36 protein-coding genes are annotated in these 23,643 nt (G+C 63.3%); 25 read left to right on the forward strand and 11 right to left on the reverse strand.

Translation table 11 applies throughout. The features are described 5' to 3' along the window. Positions 1-297: 297 nt before the first annotated feature. From rplN to ACT86A_RS04635, 6 genes are all read left to right on the forward strand, one after another. On the forward strand, positions 298-666 hold the full coding sequence (rplN, locus tag ACT86A_RS04610) for a 50S ribosomal protein L14 (protein ID WP_067807954.1): 369 nt from the start codon (positions 298-300) through the stop codon (positions 664-666). A 1-nt stretch (position 667) separates the two neighbouring features. Beyond that, positions 668-985, forward strand: coding sequence for a 50S ribosomal protein L24 (gene rplX / locus ACT86A_RS04615; RefSeq protein ID WP_445090733.1), 318 nt, complete (start codon positions 668-670; stop codon positions 983-985). Between the two features lies 1 nt (position 986). Further along, positions 987-1,550 (forward strand): 50S ribosomal protein L5, encoded by a 564-nt coding sequence (gene rplE, locus ACT86A_RS04620; protein WP_445090734.1) that lies wholly within the window; start codon positions 987-989, stop codon positions 1,548-1,550. Between the two features lie 4 nt (positions 1,551-1,554). Beyond that, positions 1,555-1,740 carry a type Z 30S ribosomal protein S14 gene (locus tag ACT86A_RS04625; RefSeq protein ID WP_014981705.1) on the forward strand — a complete coding sequence of 62 codons (186 nt, stop codon included), beginning with the start codon at positions 1,555-1,557 and terminating at the stop codon, positions 1,738-1,740. A 123-nt stretch (positions 1,741-1,863) separates the two neighbouring features. After that, positions 1,864-2,445 carry a Uma2 family endonuclease gene (locus tag ACT86A_RS04630; protein ID WP_445090735.1) on the forward strand — a complete coding sequence of 194 codons (582 nt, stop codon included), beginning with the start codon at positions 1,864-1,866 and terminating at the stop codon, positions 2,443-2,445. 100 nt (positions 2,446-2,545) lie between these two features. After that, positions 2,546-3,829 (forward strand): Fic family protein, encoded by a 1,284-nt coding sequence (locus tag ACT86A_RS04635; protein WP_445090736.1) that lies wholly within the window; start codon positions 2,546-2,548, stop codon positions 3,827-3,829. Positions 3,830-4,057: 228 nt separating this feature from the next. Here the strand turns inward: ACT86A_RS04635 and ACT86A_RS04640 are convergent, their stop codons facing one another. After that, on the reverse strand, positions 4,058-5,029 hold the full coding sequence (locus tag ACT86A_RS04640) for a LysR family transcriptional regulator (protein WP_445090737.1): 972 nt from the start codon (positions 5,027-5,029) through the stop codon (positions 4,058-4,060). 127 nt (positions 5,030-5,156) lie between these two features. Between ACT86A_RS04640 and ACT86A_RS04645 the strand changes: the two genes are divergently transcribed. The 3 genes from ACT86A_RS04645 to ACT86A_RS04655 all read left to right on the forward strand — a co-directional run bounded on the left by ACT86A_RS04645 (position 5,157) and on the right by ACT86A_RS04655 (position 7,078). After that, on the forward strand, positions 5,157-6,398 hold the full coding sequence (locus ACT86A_RS04645; protein ID WP_445090738.1) for an MFS transporter: 1,242 nt from the start codon (positions 5,157-5,159) through the stop codon (positions 6,396-6,398). Between the two features lie 195 nt (positions 6,399-6,593). Further along, entirely contained in the window at positions 6,594-6,785 is a 192-nt protein-coding gene (locus ACT86A_RS04650; RefSeq protein ID WP_445090739.1) for a hypothetical protein, read from the forward strand. Further along, positions 6,782-7,078, forward strand: coding sequence for a type II toxin-antitoxin system PemK/MazF family toxin (locus ACT86A_RS04655; RefSeq protein ID WP_445090740.1), 297 nt, complete (start codon positions 6,782-6,784; stop codon positions 7,076-7,078). The genes ACT86A_RS04650 and ACT86A_RS04655 overlap by 4 nt, the downstream gene beginning before the upstream one ends. 214 nt (positions 7,079-7,292) lie before the next feature. Here the strand turns inward: ACT86A_RS04655 and ACT86A_RS04660 are convergent, their stop codons facing one another. Continuing rightward, a complete protein-coding gene (locus tag ACT86A_RS04660) occupies positions 7,293-7,949 on the reverse strand; it encodes a DUF8020 domain-containing protein (RefSeq protein WP_445090741.1) in 657 nt (218 codons plus the stop codon). A gap of 176 nt (positions 7,950-8,125) precedes the next feature. Between ACT86A_RS04660 and ACT86A_RS04665 the strand changes: the two genes are divergently transcribed. From ACT86A_RS04665 to ACT86A_RS04690, 6 genes are all read left to right on the forward strand, one after another. After that, the gene (locus ACT86A_RS04665; RefSeq protein WP_445090742.1) at positions 8,126-8,275 is read left to right on the forward strand and encodes a hypothetical protein; all 150 of its coding nucleotides are present in this window, start codon (positions 8,126-8,128) and stop codon (positions 8,273-8,275) included. 210 nt (positions 8,276-8,485) lie between these two features. Then, positions 8,486-8,800 (forward strand): WXG100 family type VII secretion target, encoded by a 315-nt coding sequence (locus ACT86A_RS04670; RefSeq protein ID WP_445090743.1) that lies wholly within the window; start codon positions 8,486-8,488, stop codon positions 8,798-8,800. Between the two features lie 17 nt (positions 8,801-8,817). Beyond that, positions 8,818-9,117 (forward strand): WXG100 family type VII secretion target, encoded by a 300-nt coding sequence (locus ACT86A_RS04675; protein WP_445090744.1) that lies wholly within the window; start codon positions 8,818-8,820, stop codon positions 9,115-9,117. After that, entirely contained in the window at positions 9,114-10,391 is a 1,278-nt protein-coding gene (locus tag ACT86A_RS04680; RefSeq protein WP_445090745.1) for a WXG100-like domain-containing protein, read from the forward strand. Before ACT86A_RS04675 ends, ACT86A_RS04680 begins: the two co-directional genes overlap by 4 nt. Next, positions 10,388-10,801: a hypothetical protein gene (locus tag ACT86A_RS04685; protein WP_445090746.1), complete on the forward strand. Its 414-nt coding sequence runs from the start codon at positions 10,388-10,390 to the stop codon at positions 10,799-10,801. The genes ACT86A_RS04680 and ACT86A_RS04685 overlap by 4 nt, the downstream gene beginning before the upstream one ends. A gap of 174 nt (positions 10,802-10,975) precedes the next feature. Continuing rightward, entirely contained in the window at positions 10,976-11,236 is a 261-nt protein-coding gene (locus tag ACT86A_RS04690; RefSeq protein WP_445090747.1) for a transposase family protein, read from the forward strand. A 404-nt stretch (positions 11,237-11,640) separates the two neighbouring features. On the opposite strand, the gene ACT86A_RS04695 is transcribed toward ACT86A_RS04690, so the two are convergent. Beyond that, positions 11,641-12,812 (reverse strand): IS3 family transposase gene (locus ACT86A_RS04695; RefSeq protein WP_445090748.1). Its coding sequence is split into 2 segments (ribosomal slippage): positions 11,641-12,557 and positions 12,557-12,812, totalling 1,173 coding nucleotides; the frame shifts between segments, so codons are not numbered across the junction. A gap of 90 nt (positions 12,813-12,902) precedes the next feature. Here ACT86A_RS04695 and ACT86A_RS04700 point away from each other — a divergent pair. Next, a complete protein-coding gene (locus ACT86A_RS04700; protein ID WP_445090749.1) occupies positions 12,903-13,184 on the forward strand; it encodes a hypothetical protein in 282 nt (93 codons plus the stop codon). A 155-nt stretch (positions 13,185-13,339) separates the two neighbouring features. Here the strand turns inward: ACT86A_RS04700 and ACT86A_RS04705 are convergent, their stop codons facing one another. The 4 genes from ACT86A_RS04705 to ACT86A_RS04720 form a co-directional block, all read right to left on the reverse strand. After that, entirely contained in the window at positions 13,340-13,747 is a 408-nt protein-coding gene (locus ACT86A_RS04705; protein WP_445090750.1) for a hypothetical protein, read from the reverse strand. A 3-nt stretch (positions 13,748-13,750) separates the two neighbouring features. Next, complete coding sequence (locus ACT86A_RS04710; RefSeq protein WP_445090751.1) at positions 13,751-14,404, reverse strand: hypothetical protein; 654 nt, start codon at positions 14,402-14,404, stop codon at positions 13,751-13,753. A 514-nt stretch (positions 14,405-14,918) separates the two neighbouring features. Then, on the reverse strand, positions 14,919-15,125 hold the full coding sequence (locus ACT86A_RS04715; RefSeq protein ID WP_445090752.1) for a DUF397 domain-containing protein: 207 nt from the start codon (positions 15,123-15,125) through the stop codon (positions 14,919-14,921). Next, positions 15,115-16,014 (reverse strand): helix-turn-helix domain-containing protein, encoded by a 900-nt coding sequence (locus tag ACT86A_RS04720; RefSeq protein ID WP_445090753.1) that lies wholly within the window; start codon positions 16,012-16,014, stop codon positions 15,115-15,117. The genes ACT86A_RS04715 and ACT86A_RS04720 overlap by 11 nt, the downstream gene beginning before the upstream one ends. A 247-nt stretch (positions 16,015-16,261) precedes the next feature. Between ACT86A_RS04720 and ACT86A_RS04725 the strand changes: the two genes are divergently transcribed. Genes ACT86A_RS04725 through ACT86A_RS04735 form a run of 3 tightly spaced genes read left to right on the forward strand, consistent with a single transcriptional unit; the run spans position 16,262 to position 17,465 of the window. Beyond that, a complete protein-coding gene (locus ACT86A_RS04725) occupies positions 16,262-16,774 on the forward strand; it encodes a DNA-directed RNA polymerase subunit beta (RefSeq protein ID WP_445090754.1) in 513 nt (170 codons plus the stop codon). Continuing rightward, a complete protein-coding gene (locus ACT86A_RS04730) occupies positions 16,771-17,262 on the forward strand; it encodes a hypothetical protein (RefSeq protein ID WP_445090755.1) in 492 nt (163 codons plus the stop codon). Before ACT86A_RS04725 ends, ACT86A_RS04730 begins: the two co-directional genes overlap by 4 nt. Further along, the gene (locus tag ACT86A_RS04735) at positions 17,259-17,465 is read left to right on the forward strand and encodes a hypothetical protein (RefSeq protein WP_445090756.1); all 207 of its coding nucleotides are present in this window, start codon (positions 17,259-17,261) and stop codon (positions 17,463-17,465) included. Before ACT86A_RS04730 ends, ACT86A_RS04735 begins: the two co-directional genes overlap by 4 nt. A gap of 126 nt (positions 17,466-17,591) precedes the next feature. Here ACT86A_RS04735 and ACT86A_RS04740 read toward each other — a convergent pair whose 3' ends face one another. The 4 genes from ACT86A_RS04740 to ACT86A_RS04755 all read right to left on the reverse strand — a co-directional run bounded on the left by ACT86A_RS04740 (position 17,592) and on the right by ACT86A_RS04755 (position 20,495). Beyond that, on the reverse strand, positions 17,592-18,251 hold the full coding sequence (locus ACT86A_RS04740) for a DUF8020 domain-containing protein (RefSeq protein ID WP_445090757.1): 660 nt from the start codon (positions 18,249-18,251) through the stop codon (positions 17,592-17,594). Between the two features lie 725 nt (positions 18,252-18,976). After that, entirely contained in the window at positions 18,977-19,447 is a 471-nt protein-coding gene (locus tag ACT86A_RS04745) for a DIP1984 family protein (protein ID WP_445090758.1), read from the reverse strand. Between the two features lie 77 nt (positions 19,448-19,524). Then, positions 19,525-19,743: a CopG family transcriptional regulator gene (locus tag ACT86A_RS04750; RefSeq protein WP_445090759.1), complete on the reverse strand. Its 219-nt coding sequence runs from the start codon at positions 19,741-19,743 to the stop codon at positions 19,525-19,527. A 101-nt stretch (positions 19,744-19,844) separates the two neighbouring features. Then, positions 19,845-20,495, reverse strand: a complete 651-nt coding sequence (locus ACT86A_RS04755) for a Uma2 family endonuclease (protein ID WP_445090760.1) — start codon at positions 20,493-20,495, stop codon at positions 19,845-19,847. 287 nt (positions 20,496-20,782) lie between these two features. On the opposite strand from ACT86A_RS04755, the gene rpsH reads away from it, so the two are divergent. The 6 genes from rpsH to rplO all read left to right on the forward strand — a co-directional run bounded on the left by rpsH (position 20,783) and on the right by rplO (position 23,498). Continuing rightward, complete coding sequence (gene rpsH, locus ACT86A_RS04760) at positions 20,783-21,181, forward strand: 30S ribosomal protein S8 (RefSeq protein ID WP_445090761.1); 399 nt, start codon at positions 20,783-20,785, stop codon at positions 21,179-21,181. A gap of 16 nt (positions 21,182-21,197) precedes the next feature. After that, the gene (gene rplF / locus ACT86A_RS04765; RefSeq protein WP_445090762.1) at positions 21,198-21,734 is read left to right on the forward strand and encodes a 50S ribosomal protein L6; all 537 of its coding nucleotides are present in this window, start codon (positions 21,198-21,200) and stop codon (positions 21,732-21,734) included. Positions 21,735-21,736: 2 nt separating this feature from the next. Beyond that, positions 21,737-22,144 (forward strand): 50S ribosomal protein L18, encoded by a 408-nt coding sequence (gene rplR / locus ACT86A_RS04770; RefSeq protein WP_445090763.1) that lies wholly within the window; start codon positions 21,737-21,739, stop codon positions 22,142-22,144. A 70-nt stretch (positions 22,145-22,214) separates the two neighbouring features. Beyond that, positions 22,215-22,874: a 30S ribosomal protein S5 gene (gene rpsE, locus ACT86A_RS04775; protein WP_445090764.1), complete on the forward strand. Its 660-nt coding sequence runs from the start codon at positions 22,215-22,217 to the stop codon at positions 22,872-22,874. Beyond that, entirely contained in the window at positions 22,874-23,053 is a 180-nt protein-coding gene (gene rpmD, locus ACT86A_RS04780) for a 50S ribosomal protein L30 (protein ID WP_039795559.1), read from the forward strand. Before rpsE ends, rpmD begins: the two co-directional genes overlap by 1 nt. Before the next feature lies 1 nt (position 23,054). Beyond that, on the forward strand, positions 23,055-23,498 hold the full coding sequence (gene rplO, locus ACT86A_RS04785; RefSeq protein WP_445090765.1) for a 50S ribosomal protein L15: 444 nt from the start codon (positions 23,055-23,057) through the stop codon (positions 23,496-23,498). The last annotated feature ends 145 nt before the right edge of the window (positions 23,499-23,643 follow it).

Here is a 23,643-nt window from a genome sequence, read left to right on the forward strand (position 1 = left end):
GTGGCGGCCTTGCAGGACACGAGGCTACCGGCGCGGCGCAGGTCCAGCCCGCAAACGTGGCCCGGGTAGGGTCGCGGCCATCCCGATTTGGGAACGACCTGCGGATTCCCATACACTAGACCGGTTGCCTGCGGGAGCTATGCCCGCAATCCGGCAGTGAACCCCCAGTGGTTGGTTCCGCGTTTCAGGCTCGAACCGAGAAAACCGCTGGCAGGCGCGCGTCCGGAGGGCAACCGACCATGCCCGTCGGGTCGGTAATCCGGCGTGCTAAATGTCCAGGTCAAGGAGGACGCTGAAGTGATTCAGCAGGAGTCGCGACTGCGCGTCGCCGACAACACGGGTGCGAAGGAGATTCTCTGCATCCGCGTTCTCGGCGGTTCGTCGCGTCGCTATGCCGGTATCGGCGACATCATCGTCGCTACCGTGAAGGACGCCATCCCCGGCGGCAACGTCAAGCGGGGTGACGTCGTGAAGGCGGTCGTCGTGCGCACCACCAAGGAGCGCCGCCGTCCGGACGGTTCCTACATCCGTTTCGACGAGAACGCGGCCGTGCTCATCAAGGCCGACAACGACCCGCGCGGCACGCGCATCTTCGGCCCGGTCGGCCGCGAGCTGCGCGACAAGAAGTTCATGAAGATCGTCTCGCTGGCCCCGGAGGTGCTCTGACATGAAGGTGCACAAGGGTGACACCGTGCTCGTCATCTCGGGCAAAGACAAGGGTGCCAAGGGCAAGGTCATTCAGGCCTACCCGAAGGAGAACCGGGTTCTCGTCGAAGGCGTGAACCGGATCAAGAAGCACGTCGCGAACTCCGCCACTCAGCGCGGCGCCTCCTCGGGTGGCATCGTGACCCAGGAAGCCCCCATCCACGTCTCGAACGTGATGGTCATCGATTCCGACGGCAAGCCGGCCCGGGTCGGCTACCGGACCGATGAGGAGAGCGGCAAGCGGGTTCGGATCTCCCGTAAGAACGGGAAGGACATCTGATATGACCACCTCCGAGAAGATCCAGCCGCGCCTGAAGCAGCGCTACCGCGCCGAGATCAAGGACGCGCTGAACAGCGAGTTCAACTACGCCAACGTGATGCAGATCCCCGGCGTGGTGAAGGTCGTCGTGAACATGGGTGTCGGTGACGCCGCCCGCGACGCCAAGCTGATCAACGGCGCCGTGGACGACCTGGCCCTGATCACCGGCCAGAAGCCGCAGATCCGCAAGGCGACCAAGTCCATCGCGCAGTTCAAGCTGCGTGAAGGCATGCCGATCGGCGCCAAGGTCACCCTGCGCGGTGACCGGATGTGGGAGTTCCTCGACCGGTTGGTCTCCATCGCGCTGCCGCGTATCCGCGACTTCCGCGGTCTGTCGCCGAAGCAGTTCGACGGCAACGGCAACTACACGTTCGGCCTGAGCGAGCAGTCGATGTTCCACGAGATCGACGTGGACCGGATCGACCGTCCGCGTGGTATGGACATCACCGTGGTGACCACCGCGACCAACAACGAAGAAGGCCGTGCCCTGCTCAAGCACCTCGGCTTCCCGTTCAAGGAGAACTGAGCACATGGCTAAGAAAGCACTGGTCAACAAAGCCAACGCCAAGCCGAAGTTCGCGGTCCGCGCCTACACCCGCTGCCAGCGGTGCGGCCGCCCGCACGCGGTCTACCGCAAGTTCGGCCTCTGCCGCGTGTGCCTGCGCGAAATGGCGCACCGCGGCGAGCTGCCGGGCGTGCACAAGAGCTCCTGGTGAGCTGGACGCTCCCGTAGCGTCCCCACACTGAACCCGAACGAGGGCACGGACTCCACCCGAGTCCGTGCCCTCGTTCGCGTTCAGTGTGACTGCTCGCCACCTCGGGCTGGGTAGGCTTCGGTCATGACGATCCAGGCATCGGACCACTTGCCGCATGAGATGACCGAGGAGCAGTACCACCAGCTGCCCGAGGATGTCGCGCGCGAGATCGAGGTCGTGCACGGGCATGTGATCGTCTGCGAATCGCCGGTGCCTGAGCACAATCGCGTGGCACGCCGCTTGGCCGGCTCGATAGAGGAACTGCCGAGCACGGAGCCGTGCATCCGCGTCGAAACGGATATCGATGTGGTGCTCTGGCGGATACCGAAGTTCACGTTCCGGCGACCGGATGTGACGGTGTATCGCTGCTTGCCCGAGCGCGGAGCGAAGCCGGAAGCTGGTGACGCGCTGATCGTCGTGGAGGTGTCTTCCCCCTCTACCGCCGCCGAAGATCTGCTGGACAAGAAGGTTCAGTACGCGCGCGCAGGCATTCCGCTCTACTTGGTTGTCGTCCTCGACACCAAGTTCGATATCGAAGAGGTGCGCGAATTCCGGCTCGACGCCCACGCTGCCGAATACCGCTTGCACCGGCTGCATCGCGATGGATTCGTACGGTTGGAGCACGTAGTGCTCGGCGATATCAGTTTTGCCGACTTGGTTCGGTAGTCGTCGGTCGGTCACGAGGGCGCCGGCGTCAAGGCCGGGAAGTAGCTTCAGCACATCTCCTTATTTAAGGTTATCTGTTAACCTTAAATAAGGAGGAGGTATGGCCAAGTTTGCACAGCAAAGGTGGGTCGGCAACCTGGACGGTGGCGGCTTGTCCCGGCGAGACCGTGGCTCTGGCAGCTATCAGGTGTATCTGCCCGATCCGCTGGTTGGCCGCCGCATCGTCCTGAGCAGTGAGACCGCTGCCGACGTCGTCGACGCAGAGGTGGCCATCAGCCGTCTCGACACAGCGGCGAAAGCGCTCGTCGAGACGGAGGCGCTGTCGCGGTTGTTGCTCCGCGCCGAGGCCATCGCGTCGTCACGGATCGAGGGCCTGGTGGTCGGCGCGCGTCGGCTTCTGCGCGCAGAGGCGGCGCGCCAACTGGAGGGCGAATTATCCGATGTGACGGCCGCTGAAGTGCTGGCGAATATCGACGCTATGGCGGTGGCCGCCAATGCGGTCGTTACTGGTGAGCCGATTACCGAGGATGTCCTGCTCGAAGTCCATCGGCGATTGCTGGCCGGTACCCGACTCGCATCGCACGGTGGATGCCTCCGAGACGAGCAGAACTGGATAGGTGGCAGCTCCTTCAATCCCTTCGCTGCCGCATTCGTTCCTCCGCCACCGGAGTGTGTGCCCGAACTTATGAAGGATTTGATCACTTTCTGCAACAGTGACGATTTGCCTGCCGTCGCGCAAGCGGCCATCGCACACGCGCAGTTCGAGACGATCCATCCGTTCATCGATGGCAATGGCCGAACTGGTCGGGCATTGATTCATCTGATATTGCGCCGTCGCGGTGTGGCCGAACGCGTTGTCGCGCCCGTGTCGCTGATCCTCGCTACGTGGAGCGAGAGTTACATCGACGGCCTGACTCGCTTCCGCCATGTCGGTGCGCCCGATTCCGAGCAGGCCACCGATGGCCTGAACACCTGGGTGGCACGATTCGCTGCTGCCTGCACTCGTGCGTCCGAGGACGCGACCACCTTCGAGGTGAAGGCCGCCGAATTACAGCAATCGTGGCGGGATCGCGTGGCGCCGGTGCGGGCGAGCTCCGCGCTGGACCTGCTCCTCGGCAAGCTCGTCGGAGCCCCGATACTCACCGTTGCGACCGCCGCCGCACTGATCGGTCGTAGTTTCCCCGCTACGAATGCCGCAATCGAGCGTTTGACCGCGGCCGGCATCCTGCGTCAGCTCACCGTCGGCCGCCGTAACAGGGCCTTCGAGTCACCCGAGGCGATCACCGCGTTCACCGCTCTGGAACGGCGTCTCGCCAGGCCGGATGGAGATACGCGAAAATCGGATCCAATACGCCCGGTGCCGTCGAATAAAATGCGCCGCTAGTGATTTCCGCTGCCTCGGCATTCCAAGCCCGGTCGCGGGAAGTTTCCAGACCTTGGTTCTGCTGTAGTCGACACCCCCCGTCATGATCCGGCATCGTAACTGGCGAACGCCCCAGTGTCGCCTCTGATCCTTCATGCGCCTGGGGCTCCTTCATGGGTGGGCTCGGGCGTTGCAGCCCGCGCGTCGCAAAGGTCCACGACAAACTCCGTCGGCCGGTTCCGAATCCGGTTAGTCGCGGGTGTGCGCGATGTCGCCGGTGCTGCGGCGGCATGGTGTCGTTGCCCAGGACGGGCGCCAGGCCGTTTCGGGGAGTGGCGCCAGGTTTGCGAAGTGGTTGATGATCGCCTGAAGTGCCGGGTGCGGATTCGTTCTGGGGAGCATGAGGGAGAGCGGGTAGGCGAGCGTCGGGTTCACGATCGGGATGCGGCGTAGGTCGTAGTTGGTCGGCCAGATGTACCGGTCGCGCGCGCCGACGAGGGTGGCCACATCGGCGGAGTCCGCGAGGGCGTCGAGGAGTACCTCGCTACCGAAGTTCGGGCCTGTCCCGTCGATGCGCAGGTCGAAGGCGGTGGCGAGCTGATCGTAGAACTCTGCCCATTCGCTTCGGGGCACGATGCCTGGCACCCAGATTCGTAGCTTGCCCAGCTGGGACGGGGTCAGTGTCCGTGCGCCGGCCAGCGGATGGCTCGGGCCGACGAGCAGTTCCAGCGGGGAGTCGAAGGCGTGGATCATTTGCACGTCGTGTGGCAGCGTGGCCGGATCGGTGACGGTGCGGAACGAGGCGTCGACATCGCCTGCCTGGACGGCGGCGGCCGCCACGTGAGGGTCGTCGACCCTGAGAGTCACCACGTCGAGGTCGGTTTCGGGATGGGAGCGCCAATAGTCGTGCAGAACGACCGCCTGTGCGCTTCGTAGGCCTAGAACGTCGATCCGAAGCGCGCGCGAACCAGGCCTGACCGCGGTCGCGGCGCGGTCGACACCCGCCACGATGCTTCGTGCGTGGGGGAGGAACGCCTGGCCGTCGAGCGTCAGTTCGACGCCTCGGGCGGTACGGGTGAACAGGCGGACCTCCAGCTCGCGCTCCAGGGCGGCGACCCGCTTCGAGACCGCCTGCTGTGTCACGCCCAGCTCGTCGGCGGCGTGTTGCAGCTGGCCGAGCTCGGCCGCTCGGACGAACGATCGCACTGCCTCGGTATCCATTGGTCCACCCTATACATGCCCAACTGATCGTTGTGGCTCGCCGAAAGGAGGTTGTTTGATCTTGCTCTGGTGTAGCCGATGTGATTGATCGACCCAAACATCGGTTGTTACGGAGGGTTGTGTGCGCATGAAGTCGGGGTCCGGATTCGGCTGGCTGTGGTTGGCCTACGCCGTCAGCACGTACGGCACGTGGATTGCCTTCGGAGCGTTCCCGCTCATCGCGATTCGCGTGCTGCACTCCTCGGCGTTCGCGGTTTCGCTTCTGGAGGCAGTCGGGCTTGCCGTCGCATCGATCGTTGCGGTCCCGCTCGGGCCGTGGGTAGAGCACCGGTCCAAGCGTCCGGTGATGATCGCGATGGACCTGGCTCGGTTCCTCGCGATCGCGAGTGTGGCGGTCGCATACTTCCTCGGCGTGCTGTCCTACGGCCAACTGCTGGTGGTCTCGGTCGTCTCCGGAACCGCGAGCATCGCCTTCACCGCCGCATCCGGCGCCTACCTGAAATACCTCGTCCGCGGCGATCAACTCCTGGCTGCGAACGGAAAATTCGAGGGCACGAGCTGGGTGGCGACCGCGGCCGGACCGCCCCTCGGCGGCGCGCTGGTCGGGTTGTTCGGCCCGGTCAGCACGATCATGGTCGACGCTTTCAGCTACCTGCTGTCCGCGCTCGGGGTCCTTCGTATCTGCGGCGACGACGTCGCGACACCCCGCGATCCGGCCACCAGGTTGCGCGGCGCAGAACTTCTCGGCGGCTGGCGTTTCATCCTCCACGACCGCGCACTGCGGGGCCTGTTCCTCAACTCGATCTTGGTCGGCGGCCTGATCATGGCCACAGTCCCGCTCCTTGCCGTCCTCCTGCTGGGTGAATATCACTTCCCTGCCTGGCAATACGGTCTTGCCTTCGGCGTCCCGGCACTCGGTGGCTTCGTGGGCGCCCGCCTCTGCGCCCGCGTCGTGAATCGGTACGGCCGGTATCGGGTGATGACCGCCTCCGGCTGGCTGCGATCGCTCTTCCCGCTCGGTCTCGCGTTTATCCATCCCGGCATCACCGGACTGCTCACCGTGATCATCGTCGAGGGTCTGCTGATCGTCTGCATGGGCATCTTCAACCCGATCTACGCCACAGAACGCCTGCAACGGACTCCTGCGGATCATGCCGCTCGAGTCCTCAGTGCATGGAGTGTCAGCAGCAAACTCGTGCAGGCCATCGTCATGGTTATCTGGGGCATCCTCGCCACACTCACCAGCCCCCTCGCCGCGATTACGATCTCCGGCGTTCTGCTGCTCGCCACCCCGCTGTTGCTCCCCAAACGGACACACTTGCTCAGTCCTGAGCGTGCCCTGCCGGCTGAAGACGTCCAGGCCGCATGATCCGCAGACCTACGGATCAGCGAAATTCGGACGGATCGGCAGGAATTCGACCGACCTGACACGATCCTGTCGGTCTTCGACGCACAGTTGTTCCCTGGATGACGGCGGTGGCTCGGAGGCAGCAGGAAGTTGTGCGACACATTTTGTGCCACGGTAGGTGGCATGGGGACTCTGAATGTACGAACCGATGAAGCGATGGAAACTGCCCTGGCCAAGCTGACTGCGGGCACGAGTCGAACCCGATCCGAGGCGGTTCGCTACGCGTTGCTGCGCACTTACAAGGAGCTGCTACTGGAGCAGGCGGCCGCGGATGCGGAGCGGCTGGTGGCAGATCCGGACGACCAGGCCGAGATGCTCGCCATTCAGCGGTTCATGGGTGTTGCGTGATATTCCGGGGTGCGATCTACGAGATCAAAGCTCTTCCCGGAACTCGCGGTCATGAGCAGCAGGATAAGCGCTTCGCCGTGATCATTCAGTCCGGCAGGTTCCCAGCGAGTACCGTGATCGTGGCGCTGACCTCCACCAGCGCGTCCGGCCGTCTATCGACCGGAGATCGAATTCGACGGCAACCGCACCCGCGTATTGACCGATCAGATCTATACCGTTGCTCCGGAGCGGCTCGGGGATTTCAAGGGCAGCCTGGACGGTGCCGAGCTCGCGGATTTGGATCGGGATTTTGATGCTGAAACTCGGCCTGCTCTAACCCGCACACGCCGTCCGTGCTCACGACCGCGACGACATCCCCCTTTGCTGCCGCGACCGGGCATCTTGTTCATCCGTCAAATAGTCGAACTCGGCCAACTCCGTGAAGGCAGGCGAATCGATCGGCGGCCTATCGCGAACGAGGGCACCAGCTTTCGCGTTCGGCACCCCCGCGTCGACTACAAGCAATGGCTACCAGCAGTACCGGTACGGCCCGCTGTTGTAGCACTCCTGCTGGTAATCCCACCGGTCGGGGACGTCGGAGTTGGGAATGGACGCACCCACGGCGCCGCCGATCGCCATGCCGCCGAGCACGCCGATGAGCAGGCCGAGCGGCAGGCTGATCGGAAGCAGCAGCCCATAGGCGGCGATGCCGATGACGATGCCGGCGATGACGCCGCCGATGCCGCCGATCAAAGCGCCGATCCCGGCGGCCGCTTCGGTGCTGCGCTGGCGCGGCGAGGTCATGCGCCAGTAGCCGATGTCCTGGGCGGCGACGTCGGCGAGAAGCTTGGTGCCGTTGGCATCCACCCGCGGCGCCAACGTGAGCACGTGATCGTCGAGCGTGAGCGCGCGCGGAACGCTCGCGAGGGAGGTGCCGTCGGCGGCGACGACATCGATCGTGTCGTCTGTGACGCGGAATGTGCCGCCCGTCAGGGTGATGGCGAGAGTGTTTCTGTCGTGGGTGGCCTCATAGCCGACACCGTGGTCGACCCCTTGCGCGCTACTAGGCAGGGCCGCAACTGCTTCCGCCGTCGTCGTAGGCGGTGCGGCGTAGGCGGTGTTCTCCACCAGGCCGATCGCGGCAATCGCGAGGGCGGTGGTGGCGACGAGTCTCTTGATTCTCATGGCGAGCTTTGTCTTTCTTGATCTCTGCTTCTGGCAGAGGTTGTGCGATAGTCAGTGCGGCTGTGCGGACCGATTCCGTAGCATGCGCGCAGCAAACTTGATCATGAACGATCGCTCAGTGTCAAGGTTTGCCGGTGATATGCCGGATTATCTTTCACAGCTGTAATGACGCGAACGTGCTTGTCGCACTGGTGTTCTTGGCGCAGTCCGAGCCGAGAGCCCGCGAAGCGGAGAATCCACACCTGGCGATCGAGGCGCTGCGCGCGGTACTCATCGAGGAGGTGGGTCTCGGCGTTTCGATCCTTGTGCCACTTCCTGTGTGGTGACGACAGCGCTTGCAGCAAGCGATCCTCGGGTTGTGCCCGGTACCGGCTGCCGTGCGAGGCGCGATTCGGGCCAGGTAGTTTTCACGAAATAGTGGCGCGAGAAGATATTCCGCTCATCGACGGCAGCGCAGCTGCCGGATTCGGCAAGTGCGGTGGTTGCGTGGCTGGGGTACATTCGTACGAATCATTTTGCGGTAGAGGGGGATGAAGTTGTCGGGGGAGAAACCGTCACTGTCGGTCGATACCGACGAAGTCGCGGCGTTGGGCCGTTTGGCGTTCGATGTCGCGACTCAGTGTCGTGGCGGCTACGCGGCGCTGGAGACCGACGTGCGAGACATGTTGGGGAGCTGGAGCGGGACCAATTCCGGTGTTTTCGCAGCCGGGTGGGAGGAGTTCCATCAGGGCGCGGTGCAGGTGTGGGATGCGTTGTTCGAGCTGGCGGAGAAGCTGGGGATCACCGCCACCACCGTTCGCCGGGCCGATCAATCCTTTGCTGCGGGCGTCAGCTCGCTGGATCTACCCTGAACGAGGCGAGACTCGCTATGTCTGACGAACAAGCTTTCTCGGTGGATCTGGACAAGCTCGAGAACCTGACCGCCCGCATCCGGGGTTTCGCCGGACTACTCGCCGACCAGTTGGCGGCGATCGACCAGAAGGCGAAACAAGTCGATGCCGTTTCGACCGGTGCGGCGATGGCGGCTTACCGCGAGGCGCACGATGAGTGGCTGGCCGGTGCCACCGACATCCGGGAGGGACTCACGGCCCTGGAGGAGGCCGTGAAGCTGGCGCATGAGGGCTACACCGGCGCTGTCGCCGAGGGCTTGCGGATCCTCGGCGTATGACGGTTCTGGCTGTCGATCCGAAGGCGTATTACCAGGCGGCGACCAACTGTTTCGACGCGGCGTCGGCGCTGCGGGACAGTTTTCTGTACATCTTCGCGGAGTTGTCCGACTGCGGGTCGATGGCGGGCGTGGACGAGAACGGCCGGCAGTGGGCGACCTCGTACAACACCTCCGCGGGTGAGGCGGTGGGCTTCTTTCAGGATGTCCATTCCACGCTGTACGCCTACGGCAGCGCCCTGCACGATATCGGCTTCATGCACGCCCAAGCCGACGCGACCATGAAGGGTGCACCGCAACCGGACCGGCCGGCGGACCCGGGCATGCCGGTGTTCGGGCCGTTCTCGGTCCCCGCCTCGGCGGGCGGACCGGGCCAGGGCATCGTCGACAAAGGCATCAATATCATCAGCCACATCGGCATACCTGTCCCCGACGGCGACACCGGTAAACTCGCCAAGGCCGCCGACGCTTGGGACCGGCTCGGCACGATCTACCAGAACACCAACGCCCGCGACAAAATCACCATCGCGGCAACCTTGTTCGACAACAACACCGCCGACGACGCCGGCCATATCCGCGACGACCTCAAATCCCTGGCCAACTCCATCGACCACCTGCTGACTGCCTGCACCCAGATCAGCCGATCCTGCCTCGAGTACCGAGACGCACTCAACGAACTCCGCGCCGAAATCAAGGGCTTCCTGGAAGGTCTCGTCCGGGACCTCGCCATCGACGCCGCGATCACCATCGGCCTGTCCTTGATCAGCTTCGGTGCAGGCGCCCTCACCACCGCCAAAGCCATCGACACGATCCGGCGCTGGTCCGTGAAGATCAAAGAAGGCATCCTGCTGTGGCGAGCCCGCAAAGCGACACAGATCGCAGGGATACGACAAGAATTCAGAGACACAGCCGCCAAAGCCCGGAAAGCCGTCACCGACCTACGCGAACGACTGCGTAAGAAAATCGACGACGTTGGGAAGGCGCCAAAGGTCGGTCCCAGGAATGTGGACGAAGTGCGAAATTTACTTGATTCTAGAACCAGCCCCGGAAGGAACAGGCCGAATAGACAACTGGATACCGATGCCGAAATAAGACAGCTATACGACGATTTAACCAGAGGTGCTGATACTCTGGATGTTGGTAACTACCCCGGCAGGGGAGCGCGCCTCGAAGACGGGACGGAGATAAAGATCAGAGACCAAAGCGGATCCGGTGGTGTGACTATCGACATCCTCTACCCGGGAAGCAGAAGGCCAGTAAAGGTGCATTTGCCGTGATAAAGAAGCTGGAGAACTTCCTACTCTACAACGTTTCAGACGATTGGGCTCCGATCGGTGAGTTCGACGGAACGGTTGAGAAAATCGTACCCGAACAATATTCGCGCGCCTATGTTCTCGGAATAGTCAGAGAGTTGGCGAGCGAAAATTATATAGATTTCGGCGCCTTCCCGGGCGGTGGCAGGTCATGGGAACCGTGGAATGTCGGGACAGATGAATCGATCGATCGAATCTCATATGGTTATAACGAGGTTCCTGGATATTTGAGCATTCCCGACAGTCAGATCGGTTCCAATGAGGTTTTCAGGGCGAGGATCACCGAGAGGGGTAGGCAAAGGCTTCAAGAGTTGGGAGATCCATACGAAAACTATGGCGACCCCTGGGCTGATGATCCCTACTTGCATGCGTGAGCTCGAGAAGGGCTACGACAGGTTTTGGCGGCTGCCAGCCGTGCAGACCCTGAGGCTTATTCAGGCGCTGGGGCAACGGGTTTCGTGTCCGGCGTGTCAGCAGGTGCGACGGCCTGGTCTGCGAAAAGAATCCAGCTACCAACAAGCTTCATCGCAGGACCAGGACCGCCGCGCATGTACCATATCACCGATTTCGATCGGGACGAGATCATCGAGTTGACCGAGCGAGTCGAGGAATTCGCCGCTGAACAGGGAAAACGGATCGGTCACCCACCGTCACTGGGCTTGTTCACCTATGTCTGTGTAGCGCTGGTCTACTTGCGTCGAAACTACCGGCAGGTCGAGCTGGCGGAGTGGTTCGACACCTCCCAATCCACGATCTCGAGGGCGATCGGCGCGGTCACCGGATGGCTGGAACATACCGAGGGGGATTGAGGAAAGGTCCGGATATAGAGCGGCAGTGATCCGCAGTTCAGAATCTCTGATTGATCATGTTAGATGTGGAGCTCGACGAAAATGGGCGAGGAATAAAGCGAGTCGAATTGACCGGTCGGCTGCATAATGGGGTGCCGACTCCTAATGTGGTCGAGATGGCTCATGGTCAAGCTCCGGATGGGCGTATCTTCGTCCGCGAAAAGAGGGATGTGCGTCCGGCGCGGCCGGATGAGCTACCTTGATTACCGAAGGGAGTTGGTGCCTGGTGTCAGCATTCGATGAATCTAATTCTTCCCAATGGGATGTCAGGCGTGATGCTGCACGAGCGCTTGGTCAGCTGCTTCCCGACCCGGAGGCATTCTGAGGGGCCCGGCGGATTCCGGACAGCTGCCTGAAGGGTTATTTCATGCTGCTGACTGCCGGTTCAGGTAATCGGCGTGGACCTGTAGTGGCGCCTTATAACCAAGTCCCGAGTGAAGACGTTTCCGATTGTAGAATACTTCGATGTACTCCACAATAGCGCGCCGGGCCTGGTCGCGAGTGACGAATGTCATCCGGTGCAACCATTCGTTCTTCAGGGCACCGAAGAACGATTCGGCCATCGAATTGTCCCAGCAGACCCCGGTGCGGCCGACGGATTGACGCATGTCCATCTTCTTCAGCTTCTTGCCGAAGTCGTAACTCGTGTAATTGGAGCCGCGGTCGCTGTGGAATATCGCGCCCGGGCGGACATCGACCCGATTGGCGGCCATATCGAGTGCGGCCTCGATCAGCGGTGTTCGATAGTGGTCGGCCATCGACCAGCCGGCCACCATTTTCGTATGGCAATCGATCACCGTCGCCAAATACAGCCAGCCCTCGGCCGTGCGGATATAGGTGATATCGGAAACGAACTTCTCACCCGGAGCGCCGGCGGTGAAGTCGCGCCGTACGAGGTCCGGGATCCGGTGGTCGATATCGGCCTCGGTGGTCGACGGCCGCCATGGTCGTGGCTGGCAGGGCACCAGATCCAGCTCCCGCATCAGCCGGCGGACGGTGTCGTCGTCCACCGCATACCCCGAGACCACCAGCACGGCGTGAATGCGCCGATGCCCGTAGGTGCCGTGGCTGTCATCGAAGATCGCAGCGATCATCGACTTCAGATCCTCACGCCATTTCTCGGTCTTCGAGATCGGGCGAACACGCCATTCATAATATCCCGACCGCGAAACGTTCAACTTCTTGCACATGAAGGCAACCGGGTACGCCTTCTCCGCGTCCATCTCGGCGATGAAATCGTATTTCACTGCTGGCGGCTCGCGAAGAAGGCTGCCGCTTTTTCCAGGAAATCCTTGGTCATGCGGAGCTCGCGGTTCTCACGTTCCAGCTCCCGCAGTCGAGCTCGCTCGGATATCGTCAACGGTTCGTCCTCCACCGGATGCTTTTTCCGGTGCAGCGCGACCCAATTACCCAGCGTTCCCTCATTGATCCCGAGATCCCGCGCGACCGCCGCGATCGACCGACCGGGATTCTCCAGCACCATTTTCACAGCCTCGTCCTTATATTCAGGCGAGTACTTTCTCCTCTGATGACCCACGAACTATTTCCCTCTCGCTTCCCGTAACCACCCTACGAGGGGTCACTGTCCGGAGGGAATTGGGCACCTCAATTCAGTACGCTTTCCGTATTGCTGGATGACGAAGATACAGCCGTCGAGCAAGAAGCGGCTGAGGTGCTTGTACGTCAAGGTGGACGGGACGGGCTTCTGGCGGTCCTAAGTGTTCTCGGCCGCCGCAGTGACGATCCCGATGCCGATTACATTGCATGCCGCCTTCGGGAGTTGCAGATATTCGAGGAAATACCGATACTAGAGCGGGCTAGGAAAATTGGAAAAGAATATACGTGCGGTCCGGTTCATGATGGAATTGGTCAGCTCGAAGACCTGTTGAACTCTGGTAATGGTCAGTGATTTGATCGGCGGGCGGATCGAAATAAATCAGGCTAGCAGCGACTCCTTGACCAGTGCCGATGGAGTTTACTACATCGAGGGGGATTGGGGAAGGTCCGGATATGGAGCGACAGTGATCCGCAGCGGTAGTTCTCGATTTCGCGTCCGCCAGAGGGTCAGTGTTCGAAATAGTCTTCAGTACTGATGTGCGGATTCGGTTCTGATTGAAGGGGACCTCGAACAGGCCGATCGCGCACGGGCTTTGTCCTGGTTTTGAAGAATGTGGCGAGCAGTACCAGGGTTGTCACGATCACGATGTGCGCGGTGAGCATCACCAGCATGGGGAGGGCGAAGCCCTCGTTGGTGAGAATTCCGTGGTCGCCTACACAGTAGAGGGTGTAGTTGGTGGAGGTGCCTTCGGAGTCGTGGAAGGTGTCGGAGACGACCATGGGTTCGGTGGCCGGGGATGAACAGAACAGGGGCGCGGTGAGTTTCGCTTCGCCGGGCCAGATGGCGACGGGCACGACGATGCTGAAGGCACCGACGACGAGGCCGGTCGAGAGGCTTGTCACTACACGGGACATCGGCTACACCTGCTGGGCTCGGAGGAAGACGCCGGTGCGGTCGAATTCTGCGACCACCTCCGAGCGGGCAGAGACCACGTTGGTGACGATGCGGATGTCGCGGCCGAAGCGGCTCACCACGATGGCGGTGACCTGACCGTCGGGGATTTCGCTACGCGTGCGGGCGGTGTCGACTATGTCTTCGATACGCGAGAGGCCGGGCACCTCGCTGGTCGTGAAGTTCTCGCCGTCCAGGTCATCGAAGGAGGAAATCCGCACGGGGCGTGGGGCACTCAGCTCGCCGAGGGTGAAGGAGTAGTCGTCCATCACGCGGGACAGACCGGGCGGCCGGACACGCAGGCGGACAGTGGGTTCACGGGCGGTGAAATCGCTTCCGGCGAGGAAGTTGGTCACCTGGGCAGGCTGGTTGTTCAGCACGAGCCGGAACTGGGTGGAGTTCGGTGCCGTGAGGAGGATAACGTTCACCTCCGGGTCGCTGGCGCCGATGCGCTGGGCCAGCGCGGCGATCGCGGCCTGCGGCAGGGCGCTCACCAATCCGCCGCCGCGTGTTCGAATCTGGTCCTCGAAATCCGCGCGGTCCACCGCCCCGATACATCCGCTGGTACTGCCGAGCACGGCCAGGCACAGCAGGACACGGAACCAGCTGCCACGGTGCATGTCCCGAATGCTATGCGTTGCGAACCGATTGCGCTGGGTCGGTCCTCGGCTTCGGGACCCCGTCGGCGTCGGTTCGGCCCGGCGCCGGGACGCCTGGACCTCCATCAGCGCCACCAGTGCGTGGGGCTCCGGTTCGTCGGGTGCGAGCGCGGCGAGCATCCGACCAACGTCTTCTTCGCCCGCGAGATCCGCTATCCGAGCGTGGCGGACGGGATCAGGAAGGTGCGGGCTATCTCGTCCGTGGACAGTCCCGCCACCGTCTCGAGCGACGCGAACGATTCGGCCGCTGATGGTTGATGAACCACGATCGCGCCGGCCATGACATTGACGCCCTCCAAAAGCGGTGAAGTCCTCACCGCAGCGGGCTGTGGTGATGGTGCAAGCGCCGACTTCGACGCACTGGCCGCTTGTCTCGCTTCGGCTGCTCTTGAATCAGCGCGCTGTGGATAGATTGGCTGGCAGCATCTCCACCCCTTGCTGTCCGGGCCAATGGGCCGCAGGGGCAGAGCTGCACTCAGCTGCGGTCGAATCCGCCGTCCTTGGCTCTGGCGATGAAGGTGTCCCATTCGCCGGGTGTGAAGGTCAGTGCCGGGCCGGTGGGGTTCTTGGAATCACGGACACCGACCACGCCGCCGTCCAGATGGGCTACCTCGACGCATTGACCGCTGGTCTCGCTTCGGCTGCTCTTGAACCAGCAAGCGCCGGATAGGTCAACGGCCACCGTCATGACTCCTTGCCACCTGCCGGAGCAGGTCTCGGGTTCTCGTCTCATCCAGCGCGGTCTCTCTGACCGCACCGGCGTATTCATCGTAACGTTGGACGAGTTCTGGTTTCTCCAGATAGAGGTCGCTGCTCATCGCCCCGTCGAGGTACACGATCGGAGGTTCGATCTCCCGGCCTCGAGCATCTGTTCCGAACCGGAGTAGAACGAACGGCACTGCTGGTAGGCCCCATATCGAGCCCGCAGAGAAGGGGTGCACGCGGAGCGTGACATTCGGCTTTGTGCTCGTATCGGCGAGGTGTCGCAACTGAGCGGCCATCACCCGAGGACTGGCGATGACGCGGTGCAATGCCGATTCATGAAGCAGTATCTCGACCTCGAGCGGTCTGGCCTTGCGGGTGACTGCCGCTTGGCGTGCCATCCGAAGCTGAACACTGTGTTCGATCTCGTCCGCGGAACCGTTGCGGTGGAAGGCGCGGATGAGTGCCCGGGCGTAGTCCGCCGTCTGCACGAGACCTGGAATCAGTTCCTGATAGGACGTGAGCTGTCTGGCCGACCGCTCCATGCCGACGTACATGTTGAACGCATCCGAGAACAGCCCGCCCAAGGGCGTGATGCCGTCCTCGTCTCTTGCCGTCGCTGCCCGGGACGCCAACCCGACCGCCTGTTCGGTCTGCTCGGCGTCCACCTCGTACAGCATGCACAGCTCGCGCACGTCTTGGCGGCGCGGCTTCACCGCGCGGCCGGTTTCGAGGCGTTGTAACCCGTTGAAGCTGAGTTGAACCTCCTGTGCGGCGGTTGCGATCGTCAGTCCTCGGCCTTCGCGCGCTTCGCGCAGGAATCGGCCGAGCTGGCGGCGCAGCAGTGTCGGAGACTCCGTTTCGGTCATTGTCGTTCCCCCGGGTAGATGAATTCAGCGCTCGGTCTGAACTGCATCCATTGATACCCCAAAACTCGATGCCGTCATGGGCTTTCGGAGAAGTTGTCCTGAATATTCGGATCGAGCCGATGCAGCGGTGCTGCGGCTGGTGTGCTGTGCGTGTGTCAGGCGGACGAGTAAGGCATTGCCGGGCCGCAGCGGTGAGATTGTCCGCGAAAAGGCGTGCTTGCGAACACATTAGACGGAGGGGAGCATCATGCAGGAAAGCGCGTTTCGAGATACTCCAGTGACGCGATGTGCGTTCTATCGTCGTGTCGGCGGGCTCGCCGCAGGCGTGGACCCGCACACTGGACGCATCACGGTTCCGGCCGGAAGCGTGTGGGGGCTGGGCATGGCGGCGCATCTCGGCAATCAGGTACGCGAGGAACTCCGGCGGCACCAATATGCGACGGGGCCGATTGTGTCGTACCCGCGATCGCAGAGCTGGGTCTTTCTCGTGCGCCCCGATTTACCAGAATCCGCCGCGGTCTTCGCCCAGCTGTTTCGCGCAGGCATCGCGGTATACGGCCATGGCCGGGTGATCGCGCTGCCGTCTCCGGCCGACCGTCCTCCTGCGGTGCGCCATTGGGTCGAGCTGCCCCGGGATGGCTTCCGGCCCTCGGCGACAGTGGTGGTCACCGCGATCGGCCGCTGCCTGCCTCCGCGTGCGATCGACCTGTCCTTGCTCGGTATCGCAAACGTTTCCGCGCCGAAGGCGGGATTGGCGTGACCTCCGATTCGCGAATCTCGCTGCCCGGCACTCGGGCGTTCTTCGATATCTTCAATGGCCGGTCGCAGCCTGCGGACGCGCTGATGGTGGCGGCTCTCGGGCTGCTCGGTGTGTGGGTGGAGCACTACGAGAGCGGCAAGCCCGGCCGTCCGATGAGCCGTCGGCTCGCCTATCTGATGGACCTGCATATCTGGGCCATCGATCGATATGTCGAAGCCATGCTCGTAGCAGTAAATGGACCGGGATGCCGGCCCGATCCAGATGCCCAGCAGACGCACTACTCGTACGGCGAGTCGGTCAGCCTGCTCACCGCAGACTTCGTCCGGTGCCGTCGCGAGGAGCGGCAACCCGGCGGGATTACCGAAGACCAGGTGCTGCACCATGTGCGGCACTGGGACGGGTTCAACGCCATGGCAGCGGCAGTCGTCAGTGGCCGGGTGATGCTGCGGATTCCGCAAGCAGACGGCCAGCAGGAGCCGAAGCTGTGAGCACGCCGCGTCCGCACGAGCCCGACGTTCATCTGCGCGTTGCGCTCGACGGTGTCGGCCTGGATTTTGCCGCCTGCCGCACTGCGGCGATGCAATTCATCAAGGAGTGGCGCAGAGCCCGCCCTGCCGACTACATCGCTGTGATTCCAGGCAGCGCAACCGGATTGGCGAGACTGCCCGGTGAGCGGCTCTTTCTCGAATAGTTCTGGGCCGCACGCTTGCTCGTGTCGGGGAAAGCTCGTTCGCGCCACATGAGAAAGGCGCTGCGGCGGATCTATTCCGCCGCAGCGCCTTTCGGTCTTTCAGCTCAGCAGGTCAATCGCTGATTGTCAGGGCAGCACCTGCGGAATGACGTCGGGCGCGACCGTACCTACGACCGCGCCGATCACGGCACCCAGGATGGCGGTGGTCACCACGCCGACCACGGCGCATAGTCCGTAGCCGACGATGAAGATCGCCAGGGTCGGAATGCAGGTGATGAGGGCGGCGATCGCACCGCCGGCCGCGCCCGCGGCCGCACCGTTCATGACCGGATCCGGGTACTGGGCCTGCGGATTGGTCGCGATGTCCTTCAGTTCCGCGCCCGTCGCGGCCGAGACCTCTGGCGTCGTCACCGACAGCGTGCGGCCGTCGTCGGACACCTTGGCATCCAGGGCGATGGCGGTACCGGACGGCGTGGCCACCGTGCGCGGAAGCTCGGTGACCGGCGCGCCGGTCTTGTCCACGACCTTGATCGAGGTCTCGCCGAGCTGGAACGTGCCGGCATCCAGCGTGGTGGAGACCGTCTTCAGGTCCGGCGCGACCGTGGTGTGGTAGCCGACGTCCCCGGACGTGCCCGAGGTGGAGATCGCCGTGGCCAGCTGCGCCTGCTGATCGGCGTAGTTGGTGGCCGATGCTGCTCCGGCACCGGCGAACGTAGTCGCCACGACCAGCGGCAGCGCACCGATGAGCGCCCTCCGGCCGACCCGTACTGCAGCGTGATGGAACATTGAATTCATTCTCCCTCCCGACCCCCGACCACCCCCGACGTGGACGAATCGAACGTCGTATCGCGTGATGTGAACGCACCATTATTAGCGTTCGAAAAGATCGGCCAGCAACTTCTGTGACATTAACCACAACATGGAACCGATTGTGTAGCAAGGTAATTCGGCCCAGATTGGGTATTGCCAACCTGGAGTGGAATGCCGTCACCCGACCCGCCGCGCGCTCATGTGATCGGAATAGTCGCGGGGTCGGCGAACGAAGGCCACATCGGTTCGGCGCCTCCCCGGGGGGAGATCGTGGGAGCCCTGAGTAGTCGACAGGGAGAAAATGATCGGGCGAATTCGTCATGGGCACAACGGCATCCCGGTATATCTTGATATTCCGAGTACGCTATCGGCGCCGACGATCGAGATGATGTGACTGTCGCCCACTGCGACAGGCCCCGGTGAAGGAAGGAAGGCAGCGGCCGCGGCTCTTGCCGGGTGAGGGCCGTCGTTCGTATGTGTTGAAGTGGAGTGCCCCTTACCCGCCCTCGTCGTCACGGATCTGCACATGGTCGTGTGCTGTGCGCTGTTCCCGGTCACCTGTGCGCGATGCTGGGCTGAATTGTGACAAAGGGAATCGAACCCTCGCACTGCCCTTCGTGCGCCAGGAGAGAGCCGATCAACCCGTCGGCCCAGCGGGTTTGTGCACGCCTCCGCGAAAACTACCTGCTCCACCTCGCGTGTCAGTCCAGCAGGTCGACCTCCCAGTTGGAGCGCTGGATTCGCACGTCGAGTTCGCGAAGTTCGCGGGCGATGTCATCAGCCTGCCTGCGCAGCTCGGCGACAGGCAAAGCGGACAGCATCTTCAATTCGGATCGTAGCTGGCGTGCGTATCCGCCCTGACTCTTGCCTGCGGCCGCGTCTGCCGCAGCGGTGACCACGGAGTGACGCAGCCGCAACGCATCCCGGCGGGCAAGCGCGTCCGTCAGCGTGCCGTCCGAGCCGATCTGCGCGGCGGCGTTGGTGCGATTGATTCGGCGGATCAACGTTTCGTAGTCACCGAGCACCTCGCCGGCCTCGGCGAGCAGGGCCGCCGCGTCTTCGGAAGGCTCCTCGCCTTCCTGAAAGCGGGCGCTACCCACGATACGTGCGCGCAACTGCTCGATCCGACGCACCGAATCCGCGCGCAATGACAAAGCTTCTGCCAGCTTCAAGACCCCTACCTTCGAAATTAACCGCGTGCTGGCCGCCATGGCCCGCGAACGCCTCTACCGCGAACCGTGACGCTTGGCTATCGGCCGTCCGAATCGTCGCCGAGGAGGTTTTCGACGCGTTCGGCAAGGGTGGGATCACCGCTCGCGAAACGCCTCAGACGCAATGGCCTCGATCGGCGGCGCATCCGCAGCGCGGCCAAATGTATTGCGTCGCAGATGATCTCGGCCTCGCTTACACCGTTCCGCGCTGCTGCTTCTTTGATGACGGCCAAATCGTCGGCATCGGCGTAGACCATGGTGCGCTGGAGAGGCATATGAGCACTGTGGCATACGAGCGGCCTGCCCGGGGGTGAGTCTCGGACCTGGGCTTGCCAACGCTATGCCGCACTGGTGGAACTCAGAACTCGAGCTCGGACCAGGGGATGTGGATCGGGAACGGGAAGTCGATCGTGATCGCGTCGGAATCCTTCGGTGACCACTCGCCGGTTACGAGATAGTTGGCCTTTCGCAGGGGGTGTACGCCGGGTGGGAGTTCGCCATGGGTGGTCTCCAGTGCGAAAGCGCGGACTACCGCGATGGTGCTCGCCGCGCGCTCTAGTGTCACCTCCCAATACCAGGGGATGCCCGCCTTGGCGTAGCGCGCTTGCTTGTCGTACATGTCGGTCTGGGTGTTCGACGGAGAAAGGACCTCGCCGACCAGAAGTACATCGGCTGCACGAACATCTTGGTACGGCTTTGGAAGGCAGCGGTGCACCAGGAAGTCCGGTGTAACGAAATCGGACTTTCCGGATCCGAAGAATATGTTTGTCTCGGTGTGGACGCGCCAGCACTGCTTCGGGTCCGTGACCATATCCTCACGGGCGCATCGGCGCAGTCCGCTCCAGAGGAGGTTGGTGAACTCTTGATGCTCGGCAGGCCCGCGTCGTAGCCAGACGACCCGCCCGTTCCACAGTTCGATCTGCCCGGCAATCTCCTCGGGTAGTTGTTCGAGCTCCTCCCAGGTCATGAACTCGGGGAGGTCGGGTCGTTCGATGCTTGGACTCGACATGGTCCCATGCTAGCCGGGTCAGGAGTTGTTTCTGCTGGTCATGCGATGCCGCGAGGAGGCGGACGCCGCGAGACCCCGATTTTGTCCTGGTGACGCCGTTGCCTACACTAGAGCGGTTGCCTGGGCATCCCCATGTCCGCATGCGTGCGCTCAGGCGGTGCATACCTTATCCGGTCGGCAAGTGCCGGCCGGACCATCCGAATTGTCGTAGGCCCACGGTCGCGCATACCGATGTGTATGGCGGCGTTGTATGGGAACCGCGGCGAGAAAGGTGTCTAGGTCGAACCATGACCATGACTGATCCGATCGCAGACTTTCTGACACGTCTGCGCAACGCCAACTCGGCGTACCACGATCAGGTGAAGGCTCCGCACTCGAAGCTCAAGGCGAACATCGCCGAGATCCTCAAGCGCGAGGGCTACATCGCCGACTACCGGACCGAGGACGCGACCGTGGGCAAGAGCCTCGTCGTCGACCTCAAGTACGGCCCGAGCCGCGAGCGCAGCCTCGCCGGCGTGCGCCGTATCTCCAAGCCCGGTCTGCGCGTGTACGCGAAATCCACCAACCTGCCCAAGGTGCTCGGCGGCCTCGGCGTGGCGATCATCTCCACGTCCTCCGGCCTGTTGACCGACAAGCAGGCGGCCAAGCAGGGCGTGGGCGGCGAAGTCCTCGCTTACGTCTGGTAAGGGAGGTCAGGACAAAATGTCGCGTATTGGTAAGAAGCCCATCGCCATCCCGGCGGGTGTCGATATCGCCATCGACGGCCAGGACGTCTCGGTGAAGGGGCCCAAGGGCGCCCTGTCGCTGACCGTCGCCGAGCCGATCACTGTCGCCGAAGAAGACGGCCAGCTCCAGGTGGGCCGCCCGGACGACGAGCGCCGCAGCCGCGCGCTGCACGGCCTGACCCGCACCCTGGTGTCGAACATGATCGTCGGGGTGACCCAGGGCTACGAGAAGAAGCTGGAAATCTTCGGCGTCGGTTACCGCGTCGCGCTCAAGGGCCAGAACCTCGAGTTCGCCCTCGGCTACAGCCACCCGGTGCCGATCGAGGCGCCCGAGGGCATCACCTTCGCGGTGGAATCGCCCACCAAGTTCTCCGTGTCCGGAATCGACAAGCAGAAGGTCGGCCAGATTTCGGCGGTCATCCACGGCCTGCGCAAGCCCGACCCGTACAAGGGCAAGGGCATCCGCTACGCCGGCGAGGTCGTTCGCCGCAAGGTCGGAAAGACGGGTAAGTGATCATGGCGCAAACCGCAAACCAGAAGGCCAAGCGCATCCCGCTCGGCAAGGACGTGTCCACCACGCGCCGGCTGTCGAAGACGCGCCGTCACTTCCGTCTGCGCAAGAAGGTCCAGGGCACCACCGAGCGTCCGCGCCTGGTGGTCAACCGGTCCTCGCGTCACCTGCACGCGCAGCTGGTGGACGACTCGGTCGGCAAGACGATCGCCGCCGCGTCGACCATCGAGGCCGACGTGCGCGCGGTCGAAGGCGACAAGTCGGCCAAGAGCAAGAAGGTCGGCGAGCTGATCGCCGCGCGCGCCAAGGCCGCCGGTGTCGAGGCCGTGGTGTTCGACCGTGGTGGCCACGACTACCACGGCCGGATCGCCGCACTGGCCGATGCCGCTCGCGAAGGTGGGTTGAAATTCTGATGCGTAGCCTGCGGAGCATCCAGGACACACAGCTGAGCGTTCAGCTGATCACGAACGGAAGGAACGTCTGATGCCGGGACGTCAGAGGCGTGACGGCGGCAGCGGACCCGCCGGACAGAATGGCAGCGCCCCCGAGGGCGGGCGTGGCGACCGCCGCGGCGGCGGCGATCGTCGCGGCGGCGGTGACCGTCGCGACAGCGCCGCCGAGAAGAACCAGCTCGAGCGGGTCGTCGCGATCAACCGCGTGTCGAAGGTCGTGAAGGGTGGTCGGCGCTTCAGCTTCACCGCCCTGGTGATCGTCGGTGACGGCAACGGTCTGGTCGGCGTCGGCTACGGCAAGGCCAAGGAAGTTCCCGCGGCCATCCAGAAGGGTGTCGAAGAGGCTCGCAAGAACTTCTTCCGCGTCCCGATGATCGGCTCCACCATCACCCACCCGGTTCAGGGTGAGGCGGCGGCCGGTGTGGTCATGCTGCGTCCGGCCTCGCCGGGTACCGGTGTGATCGCCGGCGGCGCGGCTCGTGCCGTGCTGGAATGCGCCGGTATCCACGACATTCTGGCGAAGTCGCTCGGTAGCGACAACGCCATCAACGTCGTGCACGCGACTGTTACTGCCCTCAAGCAGCTGCAGCGTCCGGAAGAGGTCGCGGCTCGCCGTGGCCTTTCGCTCGAGGACGTCGCCCCTGCCGGCATGCTGCGTGCGCGCGCTCAGGCTGCCGGAGGTGTCAAGTAATGGCAGATCTCAAGGTGACCCAGATCAAGAGTTCGATCGGCGCCAAGAAGAATCAGCGGGACAGTCTGCGGACGCTCGGTCTGCGTGGTATTCGCAAGACCGTGGTCCGCGAGGACAACGCCCAGAACCGTGGGCTGATCAACGTCGTGCGCCACCTCGTGACCGTTGAGGAGGTCTGACATGACCATCAAGTTGCATCACCTGCGTCCGGCTCCCGGCGCCAAGACCGCCAAGATCCGCGTTGGTCGCGGTGAGGGCTCCAAGGGCAAGACCGCGGGCCGTGGTACCAAGGGCACCAAGGCGCGCAAGAACGTGCCCGCCGCCTTCGAGGGTGGGCAGATGCCGCTGCACATGCGGCTGCCCAAGCTCAAGGGCTTCACGAACCCGTTCCGCACGGAATACCAGGTCGTGAACGTCGGCGCCATCGCCAAGCTGTTCCCCGAGGGCGGCGAGATCGGCAAGGCCGAGCTCGTGGCCGCCGGCGCGGTTCGCAAGAACCAGCTGGTCAAGGTACTCGGCGACGGTGAGATCGGCGTCGCGGTCCAGGTGACCGTGGACAAGGTCACCGGCGCGGCGAAGGAGAAGATCACCGCTGCTGGTGGCACTGTCACCGAGCTGGGCTGACGGTACTCTGCGAACAGTGGCACCGGACGAGTGAAGGCTCGTCCGGTGCCACTGTTAGAGTTCAATTGTTGTCTGCCAAGCCTCGTCATGGTTTCGGCATCCTCCTCCTGCCGTGCAGGGCTGGATGATCGCTGAACAACCCATG

This window comes from Nocardia glycosmidis, from assembly GCF_052545115.1.